The 20,019-nt window shown below is 65.0% G+C and carries 20 protein-coding genes; 12 read left to right on the top strand and 8 right to left on the bottom strand.

Annotated elements, in window-relative coordinates; all coding sequences use genetic code 11:
• Positions 1-7: 7 nt before the first annotated feature.
• Positions 8-1,924: an adenylyl-sulfate kinase gene (gene cysC, locus QW845_RS27960; RefSeq protein ID WP_315804729.1), complete on the top strand. Its 1,917-nt coding sequence runs from the start codon at positions 8-10 to the stop codon at positions 1,922-1,924.
• A 226-nt stretch (positions 1,925-2,150) separates the two neighbouring features.
• Here the strand turns inward: cysC and QW845_RS27955 are convergent, their stop codons facing one another.
• Positions 2,151-3,134 carry a cytochrome-c peroxidase gene (locus QW845_RS27955; protein ID WP_315804728.1) on the bottom strand — a complete coding sequence of 328 codons (984 nt, stop codon included), beginning with the start codon at positions 3,132-3,134 and terminating at the stop codon, positions 2,151-2,153.
• Positions 3,135-3,505: 371 nt separating this feature from the next.
• Between QW845_RS27955 and QW845_RS27950 the strand changes: the two genes are divergently transcribed.
• The 3 genes from QW845_RS27950 (at position 3,506) to QW845_RS27940 (ending at position 5,638) form a co-directional block, all read left to right on the top strand.
• Positions 3,506-4,234, top strand: coding sequence for an MgtC/SapB family protein (locus QW845_RS27950; RefSeq protein WP_315804727.1), 729 nt, complete (start codon positions 3,506-3,508; stop codon positions 4,232-4,234).
• Positions 4,235-4,696: 462 nt separating this feature from the next.
• Positions 4,697-5,224, top strand: coding sequence for a hypothetical protein (locus QW845_RS27945; protein WP_315804726.1), 528 nt, complete (start codon positions 4,697-4,699; stop codon positions 5,222-5,224).
• Between the two features lie 21 nt (positions 5,225-5,245).
• The gene (locus tag QW845_RS27940; RefSeq protein WP_315804725.1) at positions 5,246-5,638 is read left to right on the top strand and encodes a hypothetical protein; all 393 of its coding nucleotides are present in this window, start codon (positions 5,246-5,248) and stop codon (positions 5,636-5,638) included.
• 11 nt (positions 5,639-5,649) lie between these two features.
• Here QW845_RS27940 and QW845_RS27935 read toward each other — a convergent pair whose 3' ends face one another.
• Both QW845_RS27935 and QW845_RS27930 read right to left on the bottom strand, forming a co-directional pair.
• Positions 5,650-6,216 (bottom strand): PIN domain-containing protein, encoded by a 567-nt coding sequence (locus tag QW845_RS27935; RefSeq protein ID WP_315804724.1) that lies wholly within the window; start codon positions 6,214-6,216, stop codon positions 5,650-5,652.
• Positions 6,203-6,982, bottom strand: coding sequence for a hypothetical protein (locus QW845_RS27930; protein ID WP_315804723.1), 780 nt, complete (start codon positions 6,980-6,982; stop codon positions 6,203-6,205). Before QW845_RS27930 ends, QW845_RS27935 begins: the two co-directional genes overlap by 14 nt.
• 1,312 nt (positions 6,983-8,294) lie before the next feature.
• Between QW845_RS27930 and QW845_RS27925 the strand changes: the two genes are divergently transcribed.
• Positions 8,295-10,457: a malate synthase G gene (locus QW845_RS27925; RefSeq protein ID WP_315804722.1), complete on the top strand. Its 2,163-nt coding sequence runs from the start codon at positions 8,295-8,297 to the stop codon at positions 10,455-10,457.
• 64 nt (positions 10,458-10,521) lie between these two features.
• Here the strand turns inward: QW845_RS27925 and QW845_RS27920 are convergent, their stop codons facing one another.
• Positions 10,522-10,677 (bottom strand): Thivi_2564 family membrane protein, encoded by a 156-nt coding sequence (locus QW845_RS27920; protein WP_315804721.1) that lies wholly within the window; start codon positions 10,675-10,677, stop codon positions 10,522-10,524.
• A gap of 175 nt (positions 10,678-10,852) precedes the next feature.
• Here QW845_RS27920 and QW845_RS27915 point away from each other — a divergent pair, with 175 nt between their 5' ends.
• Positions 10,853-12,946 (top strand): methyl-accepting chemotaxis protein, encoded by a 2,094-nt coding sequence (locus QW845_RS27915; RefSeq protein WP_315804720.1) that lies wholly within the window; start codon positions 10,853-10,855, stop codon positions 12,944-12,946.
• 13 nt (positions 12,947-12,959) lie between these two features.
• On the opposite strand, the gene QW845_RS27910 is transcribed toward QW845_RS27915, so the two are convergent.
• The gene (locus QW845_RS27910) at positions 12,960-13,619 is read right to left on the bottom strand and encodes a DUF2865 domain-containing protein (protein WP_315804719.1); all 660 of its coding nucleotides are present in this window, start codon (positions 13,617-13,619) and stop codon (positions 12,960-12,962) included.
• 15 nt (positions 13,620-13,634) lie between these two features.
• Positions 13,635-14,387, bottom strand: a complete 753-nt coding sequence (locus QW845_RS27905) for a L,D-transpeptidase (protein WP_315804718.1) — start codon at positions 14,385-14,387, stop codon at positions 13,635-13,637.
• Between the two features lie 222 nt (positions 14,388-14,609).
• Between QW845_RS27905 and QW845_RS27900 the strand changes: the two genes are divergently transcribed.
• From QW845_RS27900 to QW845_RS27890, 3 genes are all read left to right on the top strand, one after another.
• The gene (locus tag QW845_RS27900) at positions 14,610-15,728 is read left to right on the top strand and encodes an AI-2E family transporter (protein WP_315804717.1); all 1,119 of its coding nucleotides are present in this window, start codon (positions 14,610-14,612) and stop codon (positions 15,726-15,728) included.
• An 80-nt stretch (positions 15,729-15,808) separates the two neighbouring features.
• Positions 15,809-16,180 carry a YqjD family protein gene (locus QW845_RS27895; RefSeq protein ID WP_315804716.1) on the top strand — a complete coding sequence of 124 codons (372 nt, stop codon included), beginning with the start codon at positions 15,809-15,811 and terminating at the stop codon, positions 16,178-16,180.
• Between the two features lie 103 nt (positions 16,181-16,283).
• On the top strand, positions 16,284-16,727 hold the full coding sequence (locus tag QW845_RS27890; protein WP_315804715.1) for a hypothetical protein: 444 nt from the start codon (positions 16,284-16,286) through the stop codon (positions 16,725-16,727).
• A 57-nt stretch (positions 16,728-16,784) separates the two neighbouring features.
• Here the strand turns inward: QW845_RS27890 and QW845_RS27885 are convergent, their stop codons facing one another.
• On the bottom strand, positions 16,785-17,225 hold the full coding sequence (locus QW845_RS27885) for a hypothetical protein (RefSeq protein WP_315804714.1): 441 nt from the start codon (positions 17,223-17,225) through the stop codon (positions 16,785-16,787).
• A gap of 375 nt (positions 17,226-17,600) precedes the next feature.
• Between QW845_RS27885 and QW845_RS27880 the strand changes: the two genes are divergently transcribed.
• Positions 17,601-18,056, top strand: coding sequence for an energy transducer TonB (locus QW845_RS27880; protein ID WP_315804713.1), 456 nt, complete (start codon positions 17,601-17,603; stop codon positions 18,054-18,056).
• Between the two features lie 81 nt (positions 18,057-18,137).
• On the opposite strand, the gene QW845_RS27875 is transcribed toward QW845_RS27880, so the two are convergent.
• Positions 18,138-18,941, bottom strand: coding sequence for a response regulator (locus QW845_RS27875; protein WP_315713838.1), 804 nt, complete (start codon positions 18,939-18,941; stop codon positions 18,138-18,140).
• Between the two features lie 195 nt (positions 18,942-19,136).
• Here QW845_RS27875 and QW845_RS27870 point away from each other — a divergent pair, with 195 nt between their 5' ends.
• Together QW845_RS27870 and QW845_RS27865 are read left to right on the top strand one after the other, a co-directional pair.
• Positions 19,137-19,373: a NepR family anti-sigma factor gene (locus tag QW845_RS27870; RefSeq protein WP_315713837.1), complete on the top strand. Its 237-nt coding sequence runs from the start codon at positions 19,137-19,139 to the stop codon at positions 19,371-19,373.
• Complete coding sequence (locus QW845_RS27865; protein ID WP_006612137.1) at positions 19,374-19,922, top strand: sigma-70 family RNA polymerase sigma factor; 549 nt, start codon at positions 19,374-19,376, stop codon at positions 19,920-19,922.
• Positions 19,923-20,019: the final 97 nt, after the last annotated feature.

The following is a 20,019-nucleotide window of genomic DNA, read 5'->3' as shown; positions in this document are numbered from 1 at the left end:
TGAGGCAATGAACATGAGAGTCCCGGCCGCCGCTCCCGCCACACCGAACGGCACCACCCGTCCCCAGGTCCGCATCGTGATCGTCGGCCATGTCGATCACGGCAAGTCGACCCTGGTCGGACGCCTGCTGCACGAGACCGGCAGCCTGCCCGAGGGCAAGCTCGAAATGCTGCAGGCCGTCTCGGCCCGCCGCGGCATGCCGTTCGAATGGTCGTTCCTGCTCGACGCGCTGCAGACCGAGCGCGACCAGGGCATCACCATCGACACCACGCAGATCCGCTTCCGCACCAATGCGCGCGAGGTCGTGCTGATCGACGCGCCCGGCCATGCCGAATTCCTGCGCAACATGATCACCGGCGCCGCGCAGGCCGACGGCGCGGTGCTGATCATCGACGCGCTCGAGGGCGTGCGCGACCAGACCCGCCGCCATGGCTATCTGCTGCATCTGCTCGGCGTGAAGCAGGTGGCGGTCGTCGTCAACAAGATGGACCGTGTCGATTTCGGCGAGGACCGCTTCGATGCGATCAAAGCCGAGATCTCGGCGCATCTCGAAGGCCTCGGCGTCAAGCCGGTCGCCGTGATCCCGATTTCCGCGCGCGACGGTGATGGCGTCGCCGCGCTAACGTCGCGGATCGGCTGGTACGACGGCCCGACCGTGGTCGAGGCGCTCGATGGGCTGGAGCCGGCCAAGCCGCTGTCGAGCCTGCCGCTGCGCCTGCCGGTGCAGGCGATCTACAAGTTCGACGATCGCCGCATCGTCGCCGGCCGCGTCGAGGCCGGGGAATTGCGCGCCGGCGACGAGATCGTGATCATGCCGGCCGGCAAGATCGCCAAGATCAAGACCGTCGAGGGCTGGCCGCAGACCCCGGTGACCACGCCGCAAGGCGCAGGCCGCTCGGTCGGCATCACCCTCGACCGCGAGCTGTTCATCGAGCGCGGCGACGTCATCGCCCATGTCGGCCGCGAGCCGCAGGCGGCGCGCCGGCTGCACGCCCGCATCTTCTGGCTGCACGACCAGCCGCTCGCCAAGGGCGACAACATCCTGGTCCGGCTGGGCACCCGCGAGGCGCGCGGCAGCGTGGTCGCGATCGAGAAAGCCGTCGATCCGGGCTCGCTATCCAACGAGCAGAACGCGTCGATCGCGCGCAACCATGTCGGCGAGATCGAGATCGCGCTGACCCAGCCGGTCGCCGTCGATCCCTACACCGAGAATGCGCGCACCGGCCGCCTCGTCATCGAGGTGCAGGGCCGCATCGCCGGCGGCGGACTGGTGCTGTCGATCGCAGCCGGCAAGCGCGCCGCGCCGGTCGACATCATGCCGGTGGAATCGGCCCTGCAGCCGCAGGAGCGCGCCGACCGCTATCGCCACAAGGGCGCGGTGGTCTGGATGACCGGCCTGCCCGGCGCCGGCAAGTCGACCTTGGCGCGTGCGCTGGAGCGGCGGCTGTTCAGCCGCGGCGGCGCGCCCGTGCTGCTCGACGGCGACACCGTGCGCGCCGGCCTCAACAAGGATCTCGGCTTCACGCCGGAGGACCGCGCCGAGAACATCCGCCGCCTCGCCGAGGTCGCGACCCATCTCGCCCGCAACGGCCACATCGCGATCGTCGCCGCGGTGTCGCCGGCGCGCGAGGACCGCGCGGCTGCGCGCCGCGTGGCCGGCGACCTGTTCCGTGAGGTCTACGTCGCCACCGCCGCCGAGATCTGCGAGAGCCGCGACCCCAAGGGCCACTACGCCAAGGCCCGCGCCGGAAACCTGCAGAACTTCACCGGCATCGGCACCGACTACGAGCCGCCGCTCGATGCCGAGTTGGTAATCGACACCGCGACGCGCGGGATTGCGGACGCCACCGACGAGCTCGAGGCGCTGCTGTCGCGGACATCAGTGCTGTTCGACGACATCGCCGATCTCGGCGCGAATATCTGAGGCGCCGTACAAGCTCCCAAAGCTTGTAGCAGGCGGCCTGCCCCAAACCGTCCTTCATACCCAATGTGCAGCTCTGGCTTCGGAGCTGACCCCTCATGGTGAGGAGCGCCGCCTTCGGCGCGTTCAGGCGATGCTCTCGCATCGCCTTGAGAACCATGAGGCCCAGTCATCGCAGATCTTCGGCGAGGTATCGCCGCGACGACGATTGTTAGTTCCGGCCCGCCGCCTACAGCGCTCCGACATAGGCGGTGAGATCGTCGAGCTCGGCCTCGGTCGGCAGCCGCGTCTCCATCTTCTTGGCATAGAACTCCCACATCAGCTTGACGGCGTCGCGCAGCGAAGCCGTGCGGCCGTCGTGGAAATACGGCGCGGTCGACGCGGCCGCATGCAGGGTCGGCACCTTGAACTTGCCGCCGGTGCCGATGTCGTCCTTGCTCTTCTTGTCGAAGCTCGGCAATTGGTGGCAGGTGCCGCAGCCGCCGTCGCCGATATAGAGCTCATAGCCGCGCCTGACGGCCGCGCTGGCATCCTCCCGCGGCGTGCCGTCCTCCTTGACCTGCCAGTTGGCCGGATAGTTCAGCGTGCGCACATAGGCGACCAGCGCCGCCAGGGTCTCCGGCGACGGCTCCGGCCCCTTCATGCGGTTGACGATGATGCCGCGGATGCTGTCCTCCAGCGTCGGCGCCTGGCCGGCCCAGCCGAACACCGCACGCTCGCCGACGCCCCACAGCGTCGGCGTATTGCGGCCGTTGGGATCGCCGTCGGCGACCACGTCGAGGCCGACATAGGTCTTGTTGTTGGTGTGCCCGGTCGAGAAGTGACAGGTGGCGCAGGATGCCTTGCCGCCGCCGGAGAGGCTTGCGTCGTTGAACAGCTCCAGCCCCTTGGCGGCGAGCTCCACTTCGGAGAGCTGCGCGGGTGCCGCCACGGCCGCACCGACCGTAGTGGGCGAGGCCACCGGCGCCTCGGTCACGACAGGTGCTGAGGCCTTCGGCCTCCTCTTCGCCGCGGCCTGGCGGAGTCTCGGCCTGTACTCGGGCACGGCCGGGTGCGCGGATTTCGGCTTCAGCGCCGACGCGAGCATTTGCAGCAAGGTCGGCTTTTCCGGAGCCGCCGCAAGGTATGGCGCCGTCGACATGTCGGCGGCGAGGGCGGGCACGGCGAGCAGACCGAGGCACAGGACGATCGACCGCAGCCCAGTGAACGACATGATGCGTCTCCCCACACCCCGCTAGATGCAATTAGTTATCGATAGCCTTTACGTCCGAAGTGGGACTGTGCGGGGGCAATGAATCGGCGCAGGTGGGATCGAGCGACAACATCGCGCCCGCCTGCGAGCGCCTCGCCGAGGTGCCGTCCGCAGCGCGGCCACGAGTCGGCCTCGTGACATGACGCGCGACATCGGCGCACAGCGATCGCCGCAGCCAAGCGTGGTCACATCCTGCCCGAAGAACTACGGAGGAGTGCGCTGGTTCGCTCTTGGACGCCAGCCTGGCCATCGGGCCGCCGGACGATCTGCAAGCAGAAATTAGCACTTCATCCGCACAGTTCACGGCACGCGCAGCAACGCTGTCGAGGCGCATGATGGAGCATCTGGCGGCCTATTGGTCGAGGGCGGAGCTGGAGACGAACGGAATTCTGCTGCTGCACCTGATGGGTGCTGCGGCCGTCGGCCTGTTGCTGGGCTACGAGCGCACCTATCACGGACGCGCGGCCGGCATGCGGACCTATGCGCTGGTCTGCGTCGCATCGACCTTGCTGACGGCGATCAACGGTTTTCCCGGCAGCTGGTATGGCGGCATCGCGGTGTCGCCGACCGTGTCCGATCCGACACGCGTGATCCAGGGCCTGATGACCGGCATCGGCTTCCTCGGCGCTGGCGTCATCATCAAGGACGGCTTCACCATCCGCGGCGTGTCGACCGCCGCCTCGATCTGGATGACGTCGGCGATCGGCATCATCATCGGCATCGGCCTCTACGGCACCGCGCTGTGCGCTACGGCCTTGTCTCTGGCCGCGATGACCCTGCTCGGCGCGGTCGAGCAATGGCTGCCGCACCAGACCACGCTGTCGCTGTCGGTCGTCTATCGCCACGGCCTGCAGCCGAGCGAGGCCGAATTGCGCGAATGCATGCGGGCTTATGGCTTCGACGTGCTGGACTGGTGCTACGAATACAGCGAGACGAAGCGCCAATTCCATTTCGAGCTGGTGCTGCAGGCCGCCGGCCGGTTCGAAACCGCGCAGATGGCGCGCGACCTCTCCGGCGCCGAAGACGTCGTCGAGTTCCGTTTGGCGCCGTCGCGCGCGTGAGGGCGGAGTAGTCCGGGATCGACCGTAGCCCGCACGAGCGCAGCGACATCCAGGACTAGCCGCACAAGAGCTCACGCGGGCCACGTCCGCTGCACTGGCGTTCGTTCGTATTCGTTGGGTGGGCAAAGCGGCGCCGAAACGGCGGCGCGTGCCCGCCGTCTCAAACCGAGCAAGCAAATGTTGGCCGGGCCGCTCCCGCGCGATGCGCGGGCGCGTCTTTGCCCACCGTACGACCTCAGTATGAGACCAACAGCGATACGCAATACAGCGCCCTCGCCCCTTGCGGGAGAGGGCATCTCAGGCCCATCCGCACGCTCGGCGGCGGCTCGGTTGGCTGGCGACAGGAGCTGTGCGCGCGGTATTCCGGGGATAACGGCATCCATCGGTTGCATACCGGCCCGCGACGGGCCTCAAAGGTGGTCGGTCGTTACGACCGCCGAGCCAAGCTGGAGCGCGCCGTCAATGGCATTCCGGCGCAAGGAGATGCAGGCTGCGATCACGGGGCAGGGAAAATCAATGAATGATCTGAAACCCTATCAAAAGCCGAGCCTGACGCTCACGGCCGGCGCGCGCTTCATTCGCGGCTTCACGCGGATCGGCGCGGTTATCGCTGTGCTGACGGTGGTGATCGGCGTCTCGGCCTCCATTATGGCCGGGATCAACAGTTACAACTCTGATGTAGACAAGCACGAAGCTGCACAGTGTATCGCGCGGCTCGCGCGCAGTGGCGTCACGTTCAAGCCGAAATACGAATACAGCAGAGATCTCGACTATGACGTGGGCGGATGCTCCGGTGGATACAGGTTCTCCTACAACTCCGTCGCCCAAGTGATCGCCATCGCCGACGCGCCAGCGCCGACCCTCCTGACAAGCGATGGCGTGACAAACCTCGGCATCGGGTTGATGATCACCGGCATCATTGCCGTCGTGGCCTATCTCGGCTTCTGGTGCATTGGCTGGCTCTGCGCCGGCTTCACGCGGGACGCATAGCTATTTAGGGGAGCTGAAAACGTGGCTCAATCTGACGATGGCGGTGCCGTATATTTTCTTTTCGGGTTGGCGGCTCTTTGGTTCTTTGCTCCGGACAGTTGGACGAATGCGCTTTGGTATGGCGTAAAATACCAAGTTGGCTTCGATAAAATTCAGACGAGCACCAAGCCAAAAGACTGCGACTTCATGCACGCGCCTCTTGGTGACAAAGGCTGCAGCTACAAGGTGCACGTGAAGGCCTATAATGCAGGCGGTGCGTTGGTCGGTGGGGAAGACGCGCCAAAATACGGGCGCGATAGCAAAACCGGAAGCCCCATCATCTCTTACAACGATGGCAAGACGTGGGACTGGTATGCGGGGGATACTCCGGATCCCAAAGTGGCATCCGTCGTCGTTTTTTGGCTCAAGGAGTAGACGGACTCGCCTCAACCTTCGTCGCCGGATATGGCTTCAACGCCCGCAGTCGCCGGTTCAAGTTGAAGGTCGAGCTGGTCCTTCTCAGGTGGCAGCGGCAAGTCTGCCAATCGGATGACCTTGATCTTCGCACGCGCGCCAAGAGCAGCAATGTCGCTATCGTCAGAGTAAATTTCAGTCACGCCGTGGACCTTCGCTATGGCAACAATCTGACGATCAAACTTCACCTTTTGCCACGGAGCTGTTGAGTTTGCTTTTTTGTTGCCGTTTGCAAGAGCTGTGCGGGACATCGCCGCAACCTCCAGCGCTGCCCGCGTATCGAAAGGCTCGATGCTAAACACCGCATACTTTTGCAGTTCATCAACGATCTGCTGCGAGGCCGCAGCTCCTGCCTTTACGAGCGCCTCACCCAACGCAGGTGTCGGAATGATGATTTTTGATTTTGCCTTGTTCAGCCGCGCGACCAAATAGTCGATCCGCTCTTTGGCGCGATCGATCGGCTTTCCGTCAGCGCCGCGGGGGACTCGCGTCTCAGGCCGGAGCATCAGCAGCAGGTTGGTGGAATCAATGACCACCATTTTTTCGGCTCCCCCGTCCCTTCCGCTCATCGGTCAGCTCGGTATATGCGTCGTCACCCCATTCCGTTGGGATGTCGCGAAGAGCCGCGAGCGCGTCAGCGAGCGAGGCATCCTGCAGAGGCTCAATGCTCTCGATCCGAAAATGCTCAAGCGTCCACTCGCCATCGCCCTCACGCACCCAGCGGCCTCGCCCGAACAGGCGCACGGGCTCGAACAGCTTGGCACCAAGCTGCTTTGCGATAGCGCGGGTAGTTTCGCAGCCGCTGATCTGCCGACCTTCTGATTGAAGCGTCACGTGGATAGTCGCATCCTTGCCGCGCACCCCGGTGACGAATCCGTCGATCGAGCCCTGCTGGCGCACGGTTAACTTCTCTTCGGTCAGCTCGCGGCCGGGAAAGCGGATCACCACCGCGCCACGAGGCGCGGCATCCCGCAACACGCCAACAGCATTGTCGGCCCTGAGAAGTGTGTTCAAGGCATTGAAGGCACGCTGAGCGTCAGCGTTAGCGTCTCCCGCCCGCACCGCGACCATACGATCGTGAACCTTCGGCGCGGCTTCACGGTCAACGCGCGCGTTCAGAATGGTGCTGCCCTTGGTGAGACCGCGAAAGTGGACGGAGTCGCGCTCGCCGAGCAGGATCGCCAGCTCATTCATGTATTGAGCAAGGCGGCCCATCGGGATCGTCGCCGGGGTATAGGCATCGATCTTGAACCGGTAATGCTCGGTGCCGTCAGCGCGGCTTTTCCGCTTGCGAGGCGTGGCCATGGAGAACTCAGCGAAGGGAGACCTGTATAGACCCCAGTAAAGCAGAGGGATTTTAACAATACCACCAATGCGCGCACTGACTTTCGGGGGTGACCCGGTCCCCGGCGACGCGCTAAACGGGCGGGGAATCGATGCTCGGCGACGTCATCAACAGCTTTTCCCGCGCTCGGCCAGCCTGGACAGAACGGCGGGCCGTGGATGTCCATCGCGTTGTTTTTATGAGACTATTCGGGACCTCGCATCTCCCGCAAGGGGAGAGGGTCCATTCATGGGGCACTGCGGCTCGCTTTCAAGGCGCGACGTCAGAGACCGAATACGTTTTCCGCCGTAGCCGATCCGGAGAGGTCAGAAGCTGTCGACTTCATGATAAGCGGAGCACGTTCGGACTTTCATGAACGGCGCACTATTCAAATTCGCCTGTTCCGAAAAACCGAATTCACAATCCCCTCAACCTGATTTGCCCTGTCCAGTCCTTGTCCGAAAATATTCTACTTTCTTTTTTTCGGAAATCATGTATATCTCTCCGCATCCCGTCCCACACGAGGGACAGTTCGCGACCGTCACGGACGTCGGGTGCGGGATGCGGTGGGCGCTTTGGGCTGCGGCGTGAGCGATCATGTCGACGGACAGTCCCGAGGCGCACGGCCAAGCCGTGGGGTCCTGGCATCCCGACGCTGATGCCACGTCTGCGACAGCGCCAACGCGCTGCGCGGGCAACGGTGACCAGAAAGCCCGGCGCACCGGGGAGACCACGGAGCAACCGTAAGACCATCGCGCAGGGAAGGCCGGATGTCCGGCTCGTACCTGTGGTGACTGCCGCCTGCATTTTTTTCTGCAGGCGGGCCATGGGTGCAGCCTGCACCCGGCCTTCCCTGCGCCTCTCGTTAGCAGAGGCGTTCAACTGGCAAAGCTCGGACGCCAACAGGCGCCGCGAGAACGTTGGCGACTGTTCGCAAGCGCACGATCCAAATGAGCAGCGAGATGCAACCTCAGGCGTCGTTGCGAGCGAAGCGAAGCAATCCAGACCATCTCCGCAGCGACAGTCTGGATTGCTTCGTCGCTTCGCTCCTCGCAATGACGGCGGAGGCCGGGGCAAGGGCCGCGGGCTTCCGCAACACCGGATCGACAGGATCGGCCCCTCGCCCCCGATCTCGGAACCGACGCCCTCCCCGACCAACTGCGATACCCCTCCCCCCCTTCCGTGGCTCCCGCTTTGGCGCTAAATGCACTGCACACGCCGCCTTCGAGGCGGCCATTCAGCATGCCCAATTCGCGCGCAACGCCGCGCCCTCCGAGAGAGAAACGTCTCATCATGACCCGTATCGACGCCCATGGACTGAAGATCGCCCCCGTTCTGTTCGACTTCATCGCCAAGGAGGCCGCGCCGAAGACCGGGATCGATCCGGACGCGTTCTGGGCCGGCGTGGCCGCGATCCTGCGCGATCTCGGCCCTAAGAACCGCGAGCTGCTCGCGGTCCGCGACGCCCTGCAGGGCAAGATCGACGCCTGGCACCTCGCCAACAAGGGCAAGGCCTTCGACCTCGGCGCCTACACGGCGTTCTTGAAGGAGATCGGCTACCTACTGCCCGAGCCGGCGACCCACAAGGTCGAGACCGCCAATGTGGACGAGGAGATCGGCAAAATCTGCGGACCGCAGCTGGTGGTGCCGCTGACCAACGCCCGCTACGCGCTGAACGCGGCGAATGCGCGCTGGGGCTCGCTGTACGACGCGTTCTACGGCACCGACGCCATCCCGCATGACCCGAGCGAAGCGGGCAAGGGCTACAACAAGGCCCGCGGCGACAAGGTGATCGCCAAGGCCAAGGCCTTCCTCGATACGGCCGCGCCGCTCGCCACCGGCAGCCACACCGACGTCACCGCCTACAGCGTCATTGCCGGCCAGCTCTCGGCCAAGCTGAAGAGCGGCAACGCCACCGCGCTGAAGGACGCCGCGCAGTTCGCCGGCTATCAGGGCTCGGCGGAGACGCCGTCCGTGATCCTGCTCGCCAACAACGGCCTGCACGTCGAGGTCGTGATCGACCGCAGCCATGTCATCGGCAAGGACGATCCGGCCGGCGTCTCCGACATGATCCTGGAAGCCGCGGTCTCGACCATCCTCGACATGGAGGATTCCGTCGCCGCCGTCGACGCCGAGGACAAGGTGCTGGTCTACCGCAACACGCTCGGCCTGATGAACGGCACGCTGTCGGCCGATTTCGAGAAGGGTGGCAAGACGCTGACGCGCGCCCTGAACAGCGACCGCAGCTACACCACGCCGGCCGGCGGCACGCTCACCCTGCACGGCCGCAGCCTGCTGCTGATCCGCAATTGCGGGCACCACATGTTCACCGACGCCGTGCTCAACTCCGAGGGCAAGGAGGTGCCGGAGGGCATTCTCGACGCCGCCGTCACCGGCCTGCTGGCGATCCACGACCTCAAGGGCAACTCCAAGGTCAAGAACAGCCGCACCCGCTCGATCTATATCGTCAAGCCGAAGATGCACGGCCCGGACGAGGTCGCGCTCACGGTCGAGCTGTTCGCGCGCGTCGAGAAGATGCTCGGCCTGCCGGAGAACAGCATGAAGGTCGGCATCATGGACGAGGAGCGCCGCACCACGGTCAACCTCAAGGCCTGCATCCAGCAGGCGTCGAAGCGCATCGTCTTCATCAACACCGGCTTCCTCGACCGCACCGGCGACGAGATCCACACCTCGATGGAAGCGGGTCCGATGATCCGCAAGAACGAGATGAAGGCGCAGCCCTGGATCAAGGCCTATGAGGACTGGAACGTCGACATGGGCCTGATCGACGGCCTGCCCGGCCACGCCCAGATCGGCAAGGGCATGTGGGCGGCGCCGGACAAGATGGCGGACATGCTGGCGCAGAAGATCGGCCACCCGCAGGCCGGCGCCACCACCGCCTGGGTGCCGTCGCCGACCGCGGCGACCCTGCACGCCCTGCATTATCATCAGGTCAACGTGCACGCCCGCCAGGCCGAGCTCACCAAGGGTGGCCCGCGCGCCAAGCTCGGCGACATCCTCACCATCCCGGTGTCGAACTCGAACTGGGCGCCGGACGACGTCCGCCAGGAGATCGACAACAACTGCCAGGGCATTCTCGGTTACGTCGTGCGCTGGATCGACCAGGGCGTCGGCTGCTCCAAGGTTCCGGATATCCACGACGTCGGCCTGATGGAGGACCGTGCGACGTTGCGCATCTCCAGCCAGCATCTCGCCAACTGGCTGCACCATGGCGTGGTCAGCAAGGACCAGGTGATGGACTCGCTGAAGCGCATGGCCGTCGTGGTCGACAAGCAGAATGCCGGCGATGCGCTCTATCAGCCGATGGCACCGTCGTTCGACGGCGTGGCGTTCAAGGCGGCCTGCGACCTCGTTTTCGAAGGCCGCACCCAGCCGAACGGCTACACCGAATACATCCTCACGGCGCGGCGGCGCGAGGCGAAGGCAAACGCCTGATGCGAAAAGCCCCGGCCATCCGCCGGGGCTTTTTTTGATCAGTCGGAGGTAACATGATGCCGGATCATATCACCGCGATGAAGCGGAGCAGCGAGATCACACCGAGCACGATGACGATGACCCGGCAGATCTGCTTGGCGCGGCCGTCGATCGGCAGCAGGTTGATCAAATAGAGAATGAGGATGACGACGAGAAAGGTGACGAGTGCACTGATCAGCATGACGAGCCCCTTGGCGAGAACGATGCGCTGGCGTTGGTCAGCTAACCCGCTTGCGGGCTGGTAGTTCCGCACCCGGAACCGTGAGCCCTCTGGGCCGCCTCCGTAGTTCCACGGAGCCACCCCTCATCCAGATTTTTACCGGTTTGCGGTCAGATACGGTGAATCGGAGATCAACATGCTGAACCGCCTGACCATTTCCACGACGTTGAAGGCCATCATCCTGGTGACGGCGTGCCTGTTTGTCGGCCTGTTCGCCTCGCGGGCCTATTATTCGTGGCAGCAGCTCAAGCTCACCGCGCGCATCACCTCGATCGTCGATGCCTCCGGAAGCATGTTCAAGGCGATGGACAAGCTGCGGGCCGACCGCTCCACCTCGAACCGCATGGTGACCGTGGACGAGAAGGTCGAACCGGAGACCGAGCGATACGTCCGCGCCCTGCGTGACGTTGCCATGCCGTCCATGGGCCGCGCGCTCGGCATCCTTCCGGGCATCGCGTTTGCCGACAAGGCGGCGCTGCTCTCGCAATTCCAGCAATTGCTGGCGACGCTGAGCGATCAGCAGAAGGAATTCTGGCTGGAGGTCGCCAAGCCGAAGGCGTCGCGCCGATTGGCGCTCGGCAAGGAATACATGCAGACCGAGGACAGGCTGCTGGAGACGCTGGAGAAGATCCAGGCCATTCTCGCCGCCGAGGTCAACCACGCGGACCCGACCATCGATCAGCTGCTGCAGATCAAGCAGATCGCATGGCTGCTGCGCAACACCGCCGGCGACGCCTCCTTCCTGGTGTCGAACGGGCTCGCCGCAGGCAAGATCACGCCCGAGGCGCGGCTGAACTATACCAAGGCGGTCGGCGGCGCCGAGGCCGCATGGAAGGCGCTCGAACTGGCGACCACCGGCGCGAAATGGCCGGCCGCGATGACCGCCGCGCTGGAGACCACACGCAAGGCCTATTTCGACGCGGAATACACCGCGTTGAGGGATCGCCTCGTCAACGCGGTCGCGAGCGGCGAGACGCCGGAGATGGTCGCCAACAAATGGAGCCCGTTCACGGTCGGGCGCCTCAATGCCGCGGTTGCGGTCGCCGAGGCCGCGCTTGAAACCGCAAGGACCTATATCGAGGAGCAGCATGCGGCCGCCATGCGGACCCTCGGCATCGAACTCTGCCTCCTGATCGCGGCGACCGGGATCGGCGGCGCCGCGCTGATGCTGGTGAGCCGCCGGGTGATCCAGCCCCTCAACAGAATGCGCGATGCCATGCTGGCGGTTGCGGGCGGCGACCTCGGCGTCGAGACGGGCTACATGCAGCGCCAGGACGAGATCGGGGCGCTGGCGGGCGCGCTCGAAACGTTCAAGCAGCAGGCCAAGGACAAGCTCGCGATCGAGGCCCAGGAGCGCCAACGCAACGAAACGACGGTTGCGCGCCAGCGGGCGATCGAAAGCTATGTGAGCGAATTCGAGGGGCTGGTGCGCGATTCGCTCGAGCAGCTTGGCCGCGCCTCCACCGGCATGCAGGCGACGTCCGCCGGCCTGACCAACGTATCGCGGCAGACCAACGCCCGCGCCGAGGAGGCCTCGAAGGCCTCCAGCGATGCCTCGATGAGCGTGCAGACGGTGGCCTCCGCCGCGGAGGAATTGAACGCCTCGATCGCCGACATCAGCAAGCAGGCGTCGCATGCGGCCGGGATCGCCAGCCGCGCGGTGGAGCAGGCCCGCATGACCGACGGCACCGTGCAGGGGCTGGCGCAGTCGGCGAACCGGATCGGCGAGGTGGTCGGGCTGATCAACAGCATCGCCTCGCAGACCAACCTGCTGGCGCTGAACGCCACCATCGAGGCGGCGCGCGCCGGCGAGGCCGGCAAGGGTTTCGCCGTCGTCGCCTCCGAGGTGAAGACGCTGGCGAGCCAGACCGCAAAGGCGACCGACGATATCTCGGAGCAGATCGCCGACATCCAGCGTGTCGCCAATGACGCGATCGACGCGATCAAGCGCATCGGCGGCATCATCGGCGAGGTCAACGAGGTGGCGACCGCGATCGCCGCGGCGGTGCAGGAGCAAGGGGCGGCGACGCAGGAAATCTCGCGCAGCACCCAGTTCGCGGCCGACGGCACCAAGCACGTCTCCGACAACATCACCGGCGTGAAGTCGGACGCCGATGCCGCTGCGGCGGCCGCCGACAACGTGCGCAATGCCTCAGAGACGCTGGAGAGCCAGAGCAGGAACCTCGGTCATCAGGTCACGGACTTCCTCGGCAAGATCCGCGCGGCCTGACGGCCTCGCAGGATCAGTCGGACGCCATCACCGGCGCGCGCTCGTACTTCGCGCGCAGTGCCGCGGGCGCCGGCGAGAAGTTCAGCTCGGCACGCTTGCCGCTGCCGGTCCGGTTGGCGACCTTGAGGCCGTCGTCGCTCGCGACGACGTCGCCCTTGCGCAAGGTGGGGTCGTTGTCGATCGACACCTTGGCAAGGCCGAATTGGTCCTTGCCGTTGCAGGTGCAGCCGTCGACGATCTCGGTGCGATACTTGAAGGCGTTGGGCAGCGCCGAATATGGCTTGCCGCCATCCGTCTCGGCGGCGTCGATCGAGCTGCCGTAGACGATCTCGGTCTTGGCCGCCGGGCAGAAGCTGTTGCAGGCGGCTTCCTTGCTCTGGTCGCCGGTGGCTCCGAGCGGGAAGTAGCGCCCGTCGCAGGTGCGGACACACCAGGCGACGCTGCTGCTGCCGCCGCGATAGCTGACATCGCCCCGCGGGGCCGGCCGTGGCGCCGGTGGCGCCTCGTCGGCGAACGGCATCCGGATGTAGGGCGCCTGGCGCTGCGGCGCGTTGAAGCCGCCGAACAGCGCGGAGAAGAAATCCTGCGCCCCCGCCGAGGTCGGCGCTGCCAACGCACCCGCGGTTGCCATGGTTGCCACTGCGATCGCGGCGAGTGCACGTCGACCTTTCATCGTCCCACTCCCAGATCAGTTGATGGCCGAGACCGGCAGCGACATCGCCTGACGCCCCGACGGCAGCGAGGTCACGCGCGGCGCCCGGTCGGAATTCGCGCGCGCCTGCAGCGATGCGGCCTTCGGCAGCACGACGACCTTCGTCCCCACCTGCACGCGGCTGAACAGGTCGCTCACGTCCTCATTGGTCAGGCGGATGCAGCCCGAGGACACGAACTTGCCGATCGTGGTCGGATCGTTGGTGCCGTGGATGCGATACTCGCTGGAGCCGAGATACATGGCCCGCGCGCCGAGCGGATTGCCCGGGCCGCCAGCCATGAAACGCGGCAGATAGGGCTGGCGCGCGATCATCTGCGCCGGCGGATGCCAGTCCGGCCATTCCGCCTTGCGGGTCACCGTCTGCACACCCGACCAGGTGAAGCCCTCGCGCCCGACGCCAACGCCATAGCGCAGCGCGCGGCCGCCGCCGAGCACGTAGTACAGGTAAGTATTGGCGGTATCGATGATGATCGTCCCCGGCGCTTCCCGCGTATCCAGATTGACGATCGTGCGACGCAGCCGGTCCGGAAGCTGGCTGTCCTCGTCCTGCTCCACGGCGGGTGCAGTCGCCTGGTCGGGCGGGAAGGCCTGCTGCTGCTCGACCGGCGCATAGCCGAGGCTCTGCGCGTGAGACGCGGCGGGACCCGCGACGAGAAGAACCGCGACGCCGACGATCAGCGAAGCGGTCCGCCGCGAAAGGTTGCGATGGCCGGAAACGAGCTGTGTCATGGAGTGCCCCTGTCAGACGAGCATCGCGGTGCGATGCATGATTGCCTTCCAAACGCCGAACGGCTCGCCGCAGTTCCGGCTCCGCTGTGGTCGCCCTGCGTCAGTCAAGCGTAGCTGCTGTCACGTTCTCGCGACGGAACCCGGCGCCGTCTCGCCAGTTAGGCGAAAGAAGAACGTCATCACGCGAACTGTGCGCGAACGACCCGATCGGGGGGACCTATGGTGCGTGTACTTCCCACCGAGCGGCTGCTCGCGAGCGGGAGCGAAGGCGCGGCGCTGGATGAAAGCCGCCACGAGCTTCCTCCTGTGATCAGGCGGGCCGAAGTTGTCGCCATCGCGCTCGTGATTCTTACCGCGATCTGCGTCACCGGCGTTCTCTACGTCGCCCGCGGGTTCTTTCTGCCGATCGTGATGGCGTTCGTGGTCGGCACCATGCTGTCGCCGGCCGCCAACTTTCTCGAACGCCACCACGTGCCGCGCGGCGTCGGCGCCGTGCTGATCGTGATCGCCGTTGCCGCGGGACTGGCCTTCATCATCGGCCTGATCTCGGCGCCGGTCCTCGACTGGACCAATCGCCTTCCCGAGCTCGCCACGACGCTCAAGGCCAAGCTGCACGTCTTCGATCGGCCGCTGGCGCTGTGGCACGAAATGCAGGCGGCGATCGGCGGTGGAAGCGGGCAGGCCTCGACCAGCCTGGAGCTGCCCAAGTTCGATTGGGTTCAGCCGACGATCGAATTCCTGTCGCCGACCTTCACGGAATTCCTGCTGTTCTTCGCCACGCTGGTGCTGTTCATCGCGAGCTGGCGGGACCTGCGGCGCACCTTGATCATGACCTTCGGTGATCATGAGGCCCGGCTTCGGACGCTGCGCATCCTGAACGAGCTCGAACTGCACCTCGGCAACTATCTGCTGACGGTCACGCTCATCAACACCGGGGTCGGCATCGCCGCAGGCCTCGCCTGCGCCATCGCCGGCATGCCAAACCCCGCCGGGCTCGGCGCGCTCGCAGCGACGCTGAACTTCATCCCCATCATCGGCCCGATCGCAATGTTTGCGGTGCTCGTCCTGGTCGGCGCGGTCGCATTCCCGACCCTGAGCGCCGGCATGGTCGCGCCCGCCATCTTCGCCGTGATCACCTTCATGGAAGGCCATTTCGTCACGCCGACCATCATCGGCAGGCGGCTCGCGCTCAACGCACTCGCGGTGTTCATTGCGCTGGCATTCTGGACCTGGCTGTGGGGCCCGATGGGAGCCTTCCTCGCCTCGCCGCTGCTGATCGTCGCCCTCATCGTCAAAGAGCATCTGCTGCCGGACGATACGCCGCAACTGCCGGCGGACTAATTCGGTTTCCAGCGTCGGAACTTCGGCTGAGACCCCGCGTTTGTCGAGCAGACGCAATCACCTTGCTCCGGGAGCTTGCCATGCCACCGACTGACGGTGAGACCGCCCTGAAAGATCTCGTCGACAAAGCGAACTACGAACGCCTGCAGAAGGATGTCCACGCCGTGAAAAACGATATCGCAGCTCTCACCGAACAGATCACCGACGCGCTGAATGCTTTCGCCGGGCAGGCGAGCAAGCAGGCCCGCAGCGGCTATCGACAGGCGCGCGAGAACGCGGACCAGACGCTCGACGACATGTCCGAGCGCGGCACGGCCATGTTTGGTGCGGCCCAGGAGGCCGCGAACTCGCTGGAGGAGCGCCTCGAGGACGTGATCTCGCAGCGTCCGCTCGCCACCGTGGGTCTCGCGCTCGGACTTGGATTTCTCATCGGCGCCGCCTGGAGACGCTGAGGATTTGGCCCCTGAAATCCAGAGGCTTGTCTCGTTTCGGCGCCGCGTCTTCGGCGCCGATTTGAGTCTGTTGCGCAGATGAATGAGATCGGGAGGGAATGACATGCTGCAGCGCCTGATTGCGGACTTCCAGGAATCGACCGGGCATGCCGTTAGGCTCACGTCGCTCGCAATCGCTGCAGCGGTCGGACTGTTCGTAACCACGAGCTTTCTGTGCGCCGCCGCTTTCGTCGCCGTCCTGGATCGATACGGGCTCGTGGCCGCGTGCCTCACCGGTGCCGCCATCTTCTTCGTGGTGACGTTGATCGCCGCGATCAGCTACATGGCGCGCAAGCGCGCGATCGAGAGCCGTGCCGCGCGAAGCGCGGAAACGGCGCGGTCGGCAGTCCAATCGGCTTTTGCAGACCCGATGCTGCTGGCCAGCGGCTTGCAGATCGTCCGCATGATCGGCATCAAGCGGCTGATTCCCATTCTGGCCGTCGGCGGTCTGGCGCTCGGATTCATGGTCAGCCGCCCAGCGGCGGAGGAGCAAACGCCCGCAGAGTGAGGATCCAAGGCGTTGATCGAGTGCTTAGGCGGCGGATCGGGTGCAAGCTGCTATCAACTAAGTCACACACCGTCCCGGTTGCAGGCGCTTGGCGATCTCCGTCAGCACCGACACCGACGGCTCGCACGCCACCGGATGCTCGACGGCCTGCCGCTCGTTGCCGGTGGTGATGAGCTGCGATCCCTGCGGCGACGGCAACGAGCCCGCGCTCACAGCGGCGGGGTTGACGGGAAGCCGCACCAGGAAGGACGTCTCCGCGAAGGCTGCCAGCTTGATCGACACAGTTTGTGACGGCGCCACAGTACCGCTTTGTTGCGCGCGGTCAGACTTGGCGGCCCGGTTCACGTCGTTCGCGGTCGCGACGATCGTCTCGCGGGCGGAGTTCTGGAGCGGCAGGTTGGCGCCAAGATCATGGCCGGAGGCCAGTTGCATTGCACCCACGAGCATTGCGGAAGCCGCAAGCGAACCCAAAACGATAACCTTCCTGGTCTGCGACATGTCTCTGCTCCCCTCGCCGCAAGGCGATCGGCATACCAACGTAAGTCGCAGGAACTGGGTTCTCGGTCGGGCAAATCACTTAACCGTGTGTAAACTGCGGCGACATTCTTCAAATTCGTGGCGTCAAAAAATTCGATCTCACGCGGAACGACTTTTCGGGTCGCGCGTCATCTTGGCAGCCGGTTATTCCCCCTGCCCCATTGACCGGCGACGCGGGGCACCGCCGTGGTGATGCCGGCGGTGCCCCGCATTCTTTTCTGATCCATCTGCTCGATCGGATCCCAGCCCGACATTCCCGGCGCTTTATCCGCTTTTCCCCTGAGGTATATGTGGCAGTGGCGCGGCCACGTTCATCGTCCGCGCATGGGGGCGGAGATGCTGAGCTCGTTGGATGGCGTGCGGAAGGGGCTTGGGCTAGCGCTGGCTCTCCTGTGCCTGTTTCCCGCGATGGGAGCGGCTGAGAGCGCCAAGGAGACCTGGATCAAGAATCTCGTCGCACAATTGAAGATTCAGCGCCGTTATCCACTGCGGGCTTCGGATGAGGGCGGGACGGCCAAGGTCCTGTTCCACATCGACCGCGAGGGTCATCTCATCTCGGCGGTGCTGGCGGAAACGACCGGCGATCCCGCGCTTGACCAGGAGGCGCTCGCCATGGTCCGGCGCGCCCAGCCATTTGCCCCACCTCCGCCGGAGCTGGCGGATGGGGATCTGACGTTTCTCGTGCCGATCGTTTTCGCGCCCCGGCGGACGTCGCAAATCTTGCAGACGGACATCGATCCGAGTGACGCGGTCCTGAAGGCACGACTCGGCGGGGTGTGCCGCGGCTGCTGATCTCGCAATTCGATGCTGCAAAAGAAGCCGGCGCGCTCCACGAGGAACGCGCCGGAACAGGATCGTGCACGCGTGGCCTGATCAGGCTGCCGGCTTCGGCATCCGGTTGCGCGAATTGCGCTGGAAGAACAGCGCCTGACTCGCCACCGCCGACACCATGGCCGGCTGGAACGGCTTGGAGATGAGGAACGCCGGCTCGGGCCGCTCACCGGTGAGGAAGCGCTCCGGATAGGCGGTGATGAAGACCACCGGTACCTCGAAGGTGCGCAGTAGCTCGTTGACGGCGTCCAGGCCGGACGAACCATCGGCGAGCTGAATATCAGCCAGGATCAGACCGGGCTTCTTGTTCTTTGCGAGAGCCACCGCATCGGCATGAGTGCGCGCCACGCCGATGACGTTGTGGCCGAGATTCTTGACCAGGCTCTCGAGGTCCATCGCGATGAACGTCTCGTCCTCGATGATCAGCACATCGGTAGCGATTTCGGCGGCGAGCTCCCGTCCGGCAGCATCCGCCAGCCGGCGGGTTTCCGCGACGTCGATGTCGAGGATGAAGGCCACTTCCTCCTCTGGAAAACCCTCGAGCGAGAGCAGCAGGAAGGCCTGGCGCGGTAAGGGGGTGATATTCGAGAGCCGCCGTTCCGGCGGCATCGGCAGGGTCGCCACTTCGGCGTCGTCGTTGAGCGCCACCGAATTCCAGATCTGGGTGAACAGGCGGAACAGGGCCGCCCGCGGTCCATAGCGCTCGTCCAGCAGCGCCGGGTCTTGGATCAGAGCCTCCAGCATTGCTCCGACATAGGCGTCTCCGGAACCCTGGCTGCCGGTGAGGGCCCTCGCATACCGGCGCAACAGCGGCAAATGTTCAGCAACAAGCTGTGATCGGCTCATCCCCACTCCATTCGGTCATCTGGGCTTCCGCCCGGGTTCCATGATGCGCTGATTACGCCCGAACCGACGAAAAGTTCCCCAAACGCGTGGAACTTTTATCGCCCCGTCGCATTAGTTCCCGACAGACCCTCTCGGTGGCGAGAATAATTCTTGAAGCTTCAGGGACTTAACTCTCGGGGAAACGTGGAAAAGGTCATGAAAGATGTAAAGTCTCAAGCCAGCAAGAATGCGGCACCGCGCAAGCCCGGCGGACTGAACGCGGAAATTCAATCCAGAATCGGTCATCAACTCCGCGCGATGTACGACGACGTCGTCCGTCAGGGAGTGCCGGACCGCTTCGCGGATCTGGTGCGGAAGCTTGATGCGCCGGCAGCACAGTCCCACGTGGAGAACGGCGGGGGATCCAACGACCAAACCGACGGGAGGGAGTGAATGCCTCTCACTGATTCCTTGCGGGACGATATCCTCGCGGCCGTCCCCAGCCTTCGCGCATTTGCGATTTCCTTGAGTGGTAACAGCGATCGTGCCGACGACCTCGTGCAGGAAACCCTGCTCCGGGCGCTGGCCAACATCGACTCGTTTCAACCGGGATCGAATCTGCCTGCCTGGCTGTTCACGATCCTGCGCAACCTGTTCCGATCCGACTACCGCAAACGCCGGCGCGAAGTGGAAGATGCCGAAGGCAACTACGCCAAGACGCTCAAGACACATCCCTCGCAGGGCGCGCATCTCGAGTTCGAGGAGTTCCGCGCGGCGCTCGAGAAGCTGCCTCAGGACCAGCGCGAGGCACTGATCCTGGTCGGTGCATCGGGCTTTTCCTACGAGGATGCGGCAGCGATCTGCGGCTGCGCGGTGGGCACCATCAAGAGCCGCGTGAACCGCGCGCGCTCGAAGCTGGCAGCGCTGCTCTACGTCGAAGGCGCCGAGGATTTCGGCCCGGACGAGACCGTGCGGGCGGTGATCGGCGGCAGCGGCGGCTGATAAGCCAAGCCGTCGCAAACGAACCAGCAAAGAGGCGGCTCCTCAGCGAGCCGCCTCTTCTTGTTGTTGATCTCTTGTGCCCGGGATCGTACGCCCC

The organism is Bradyrhizobium sp. SZCCHNS3002 (genome assembly GCF_032377435.1).
GTDB lineage: Bacteria > Pseudomonadota > Alphaproteobacteria > Rhizobiales > Xanthobacteraceae > Bradyrhizobium.
Note: the sequence above shows the minus strand (reverse complement) of the source record. Positions and strands in the feature narration are given on the sequence as shown.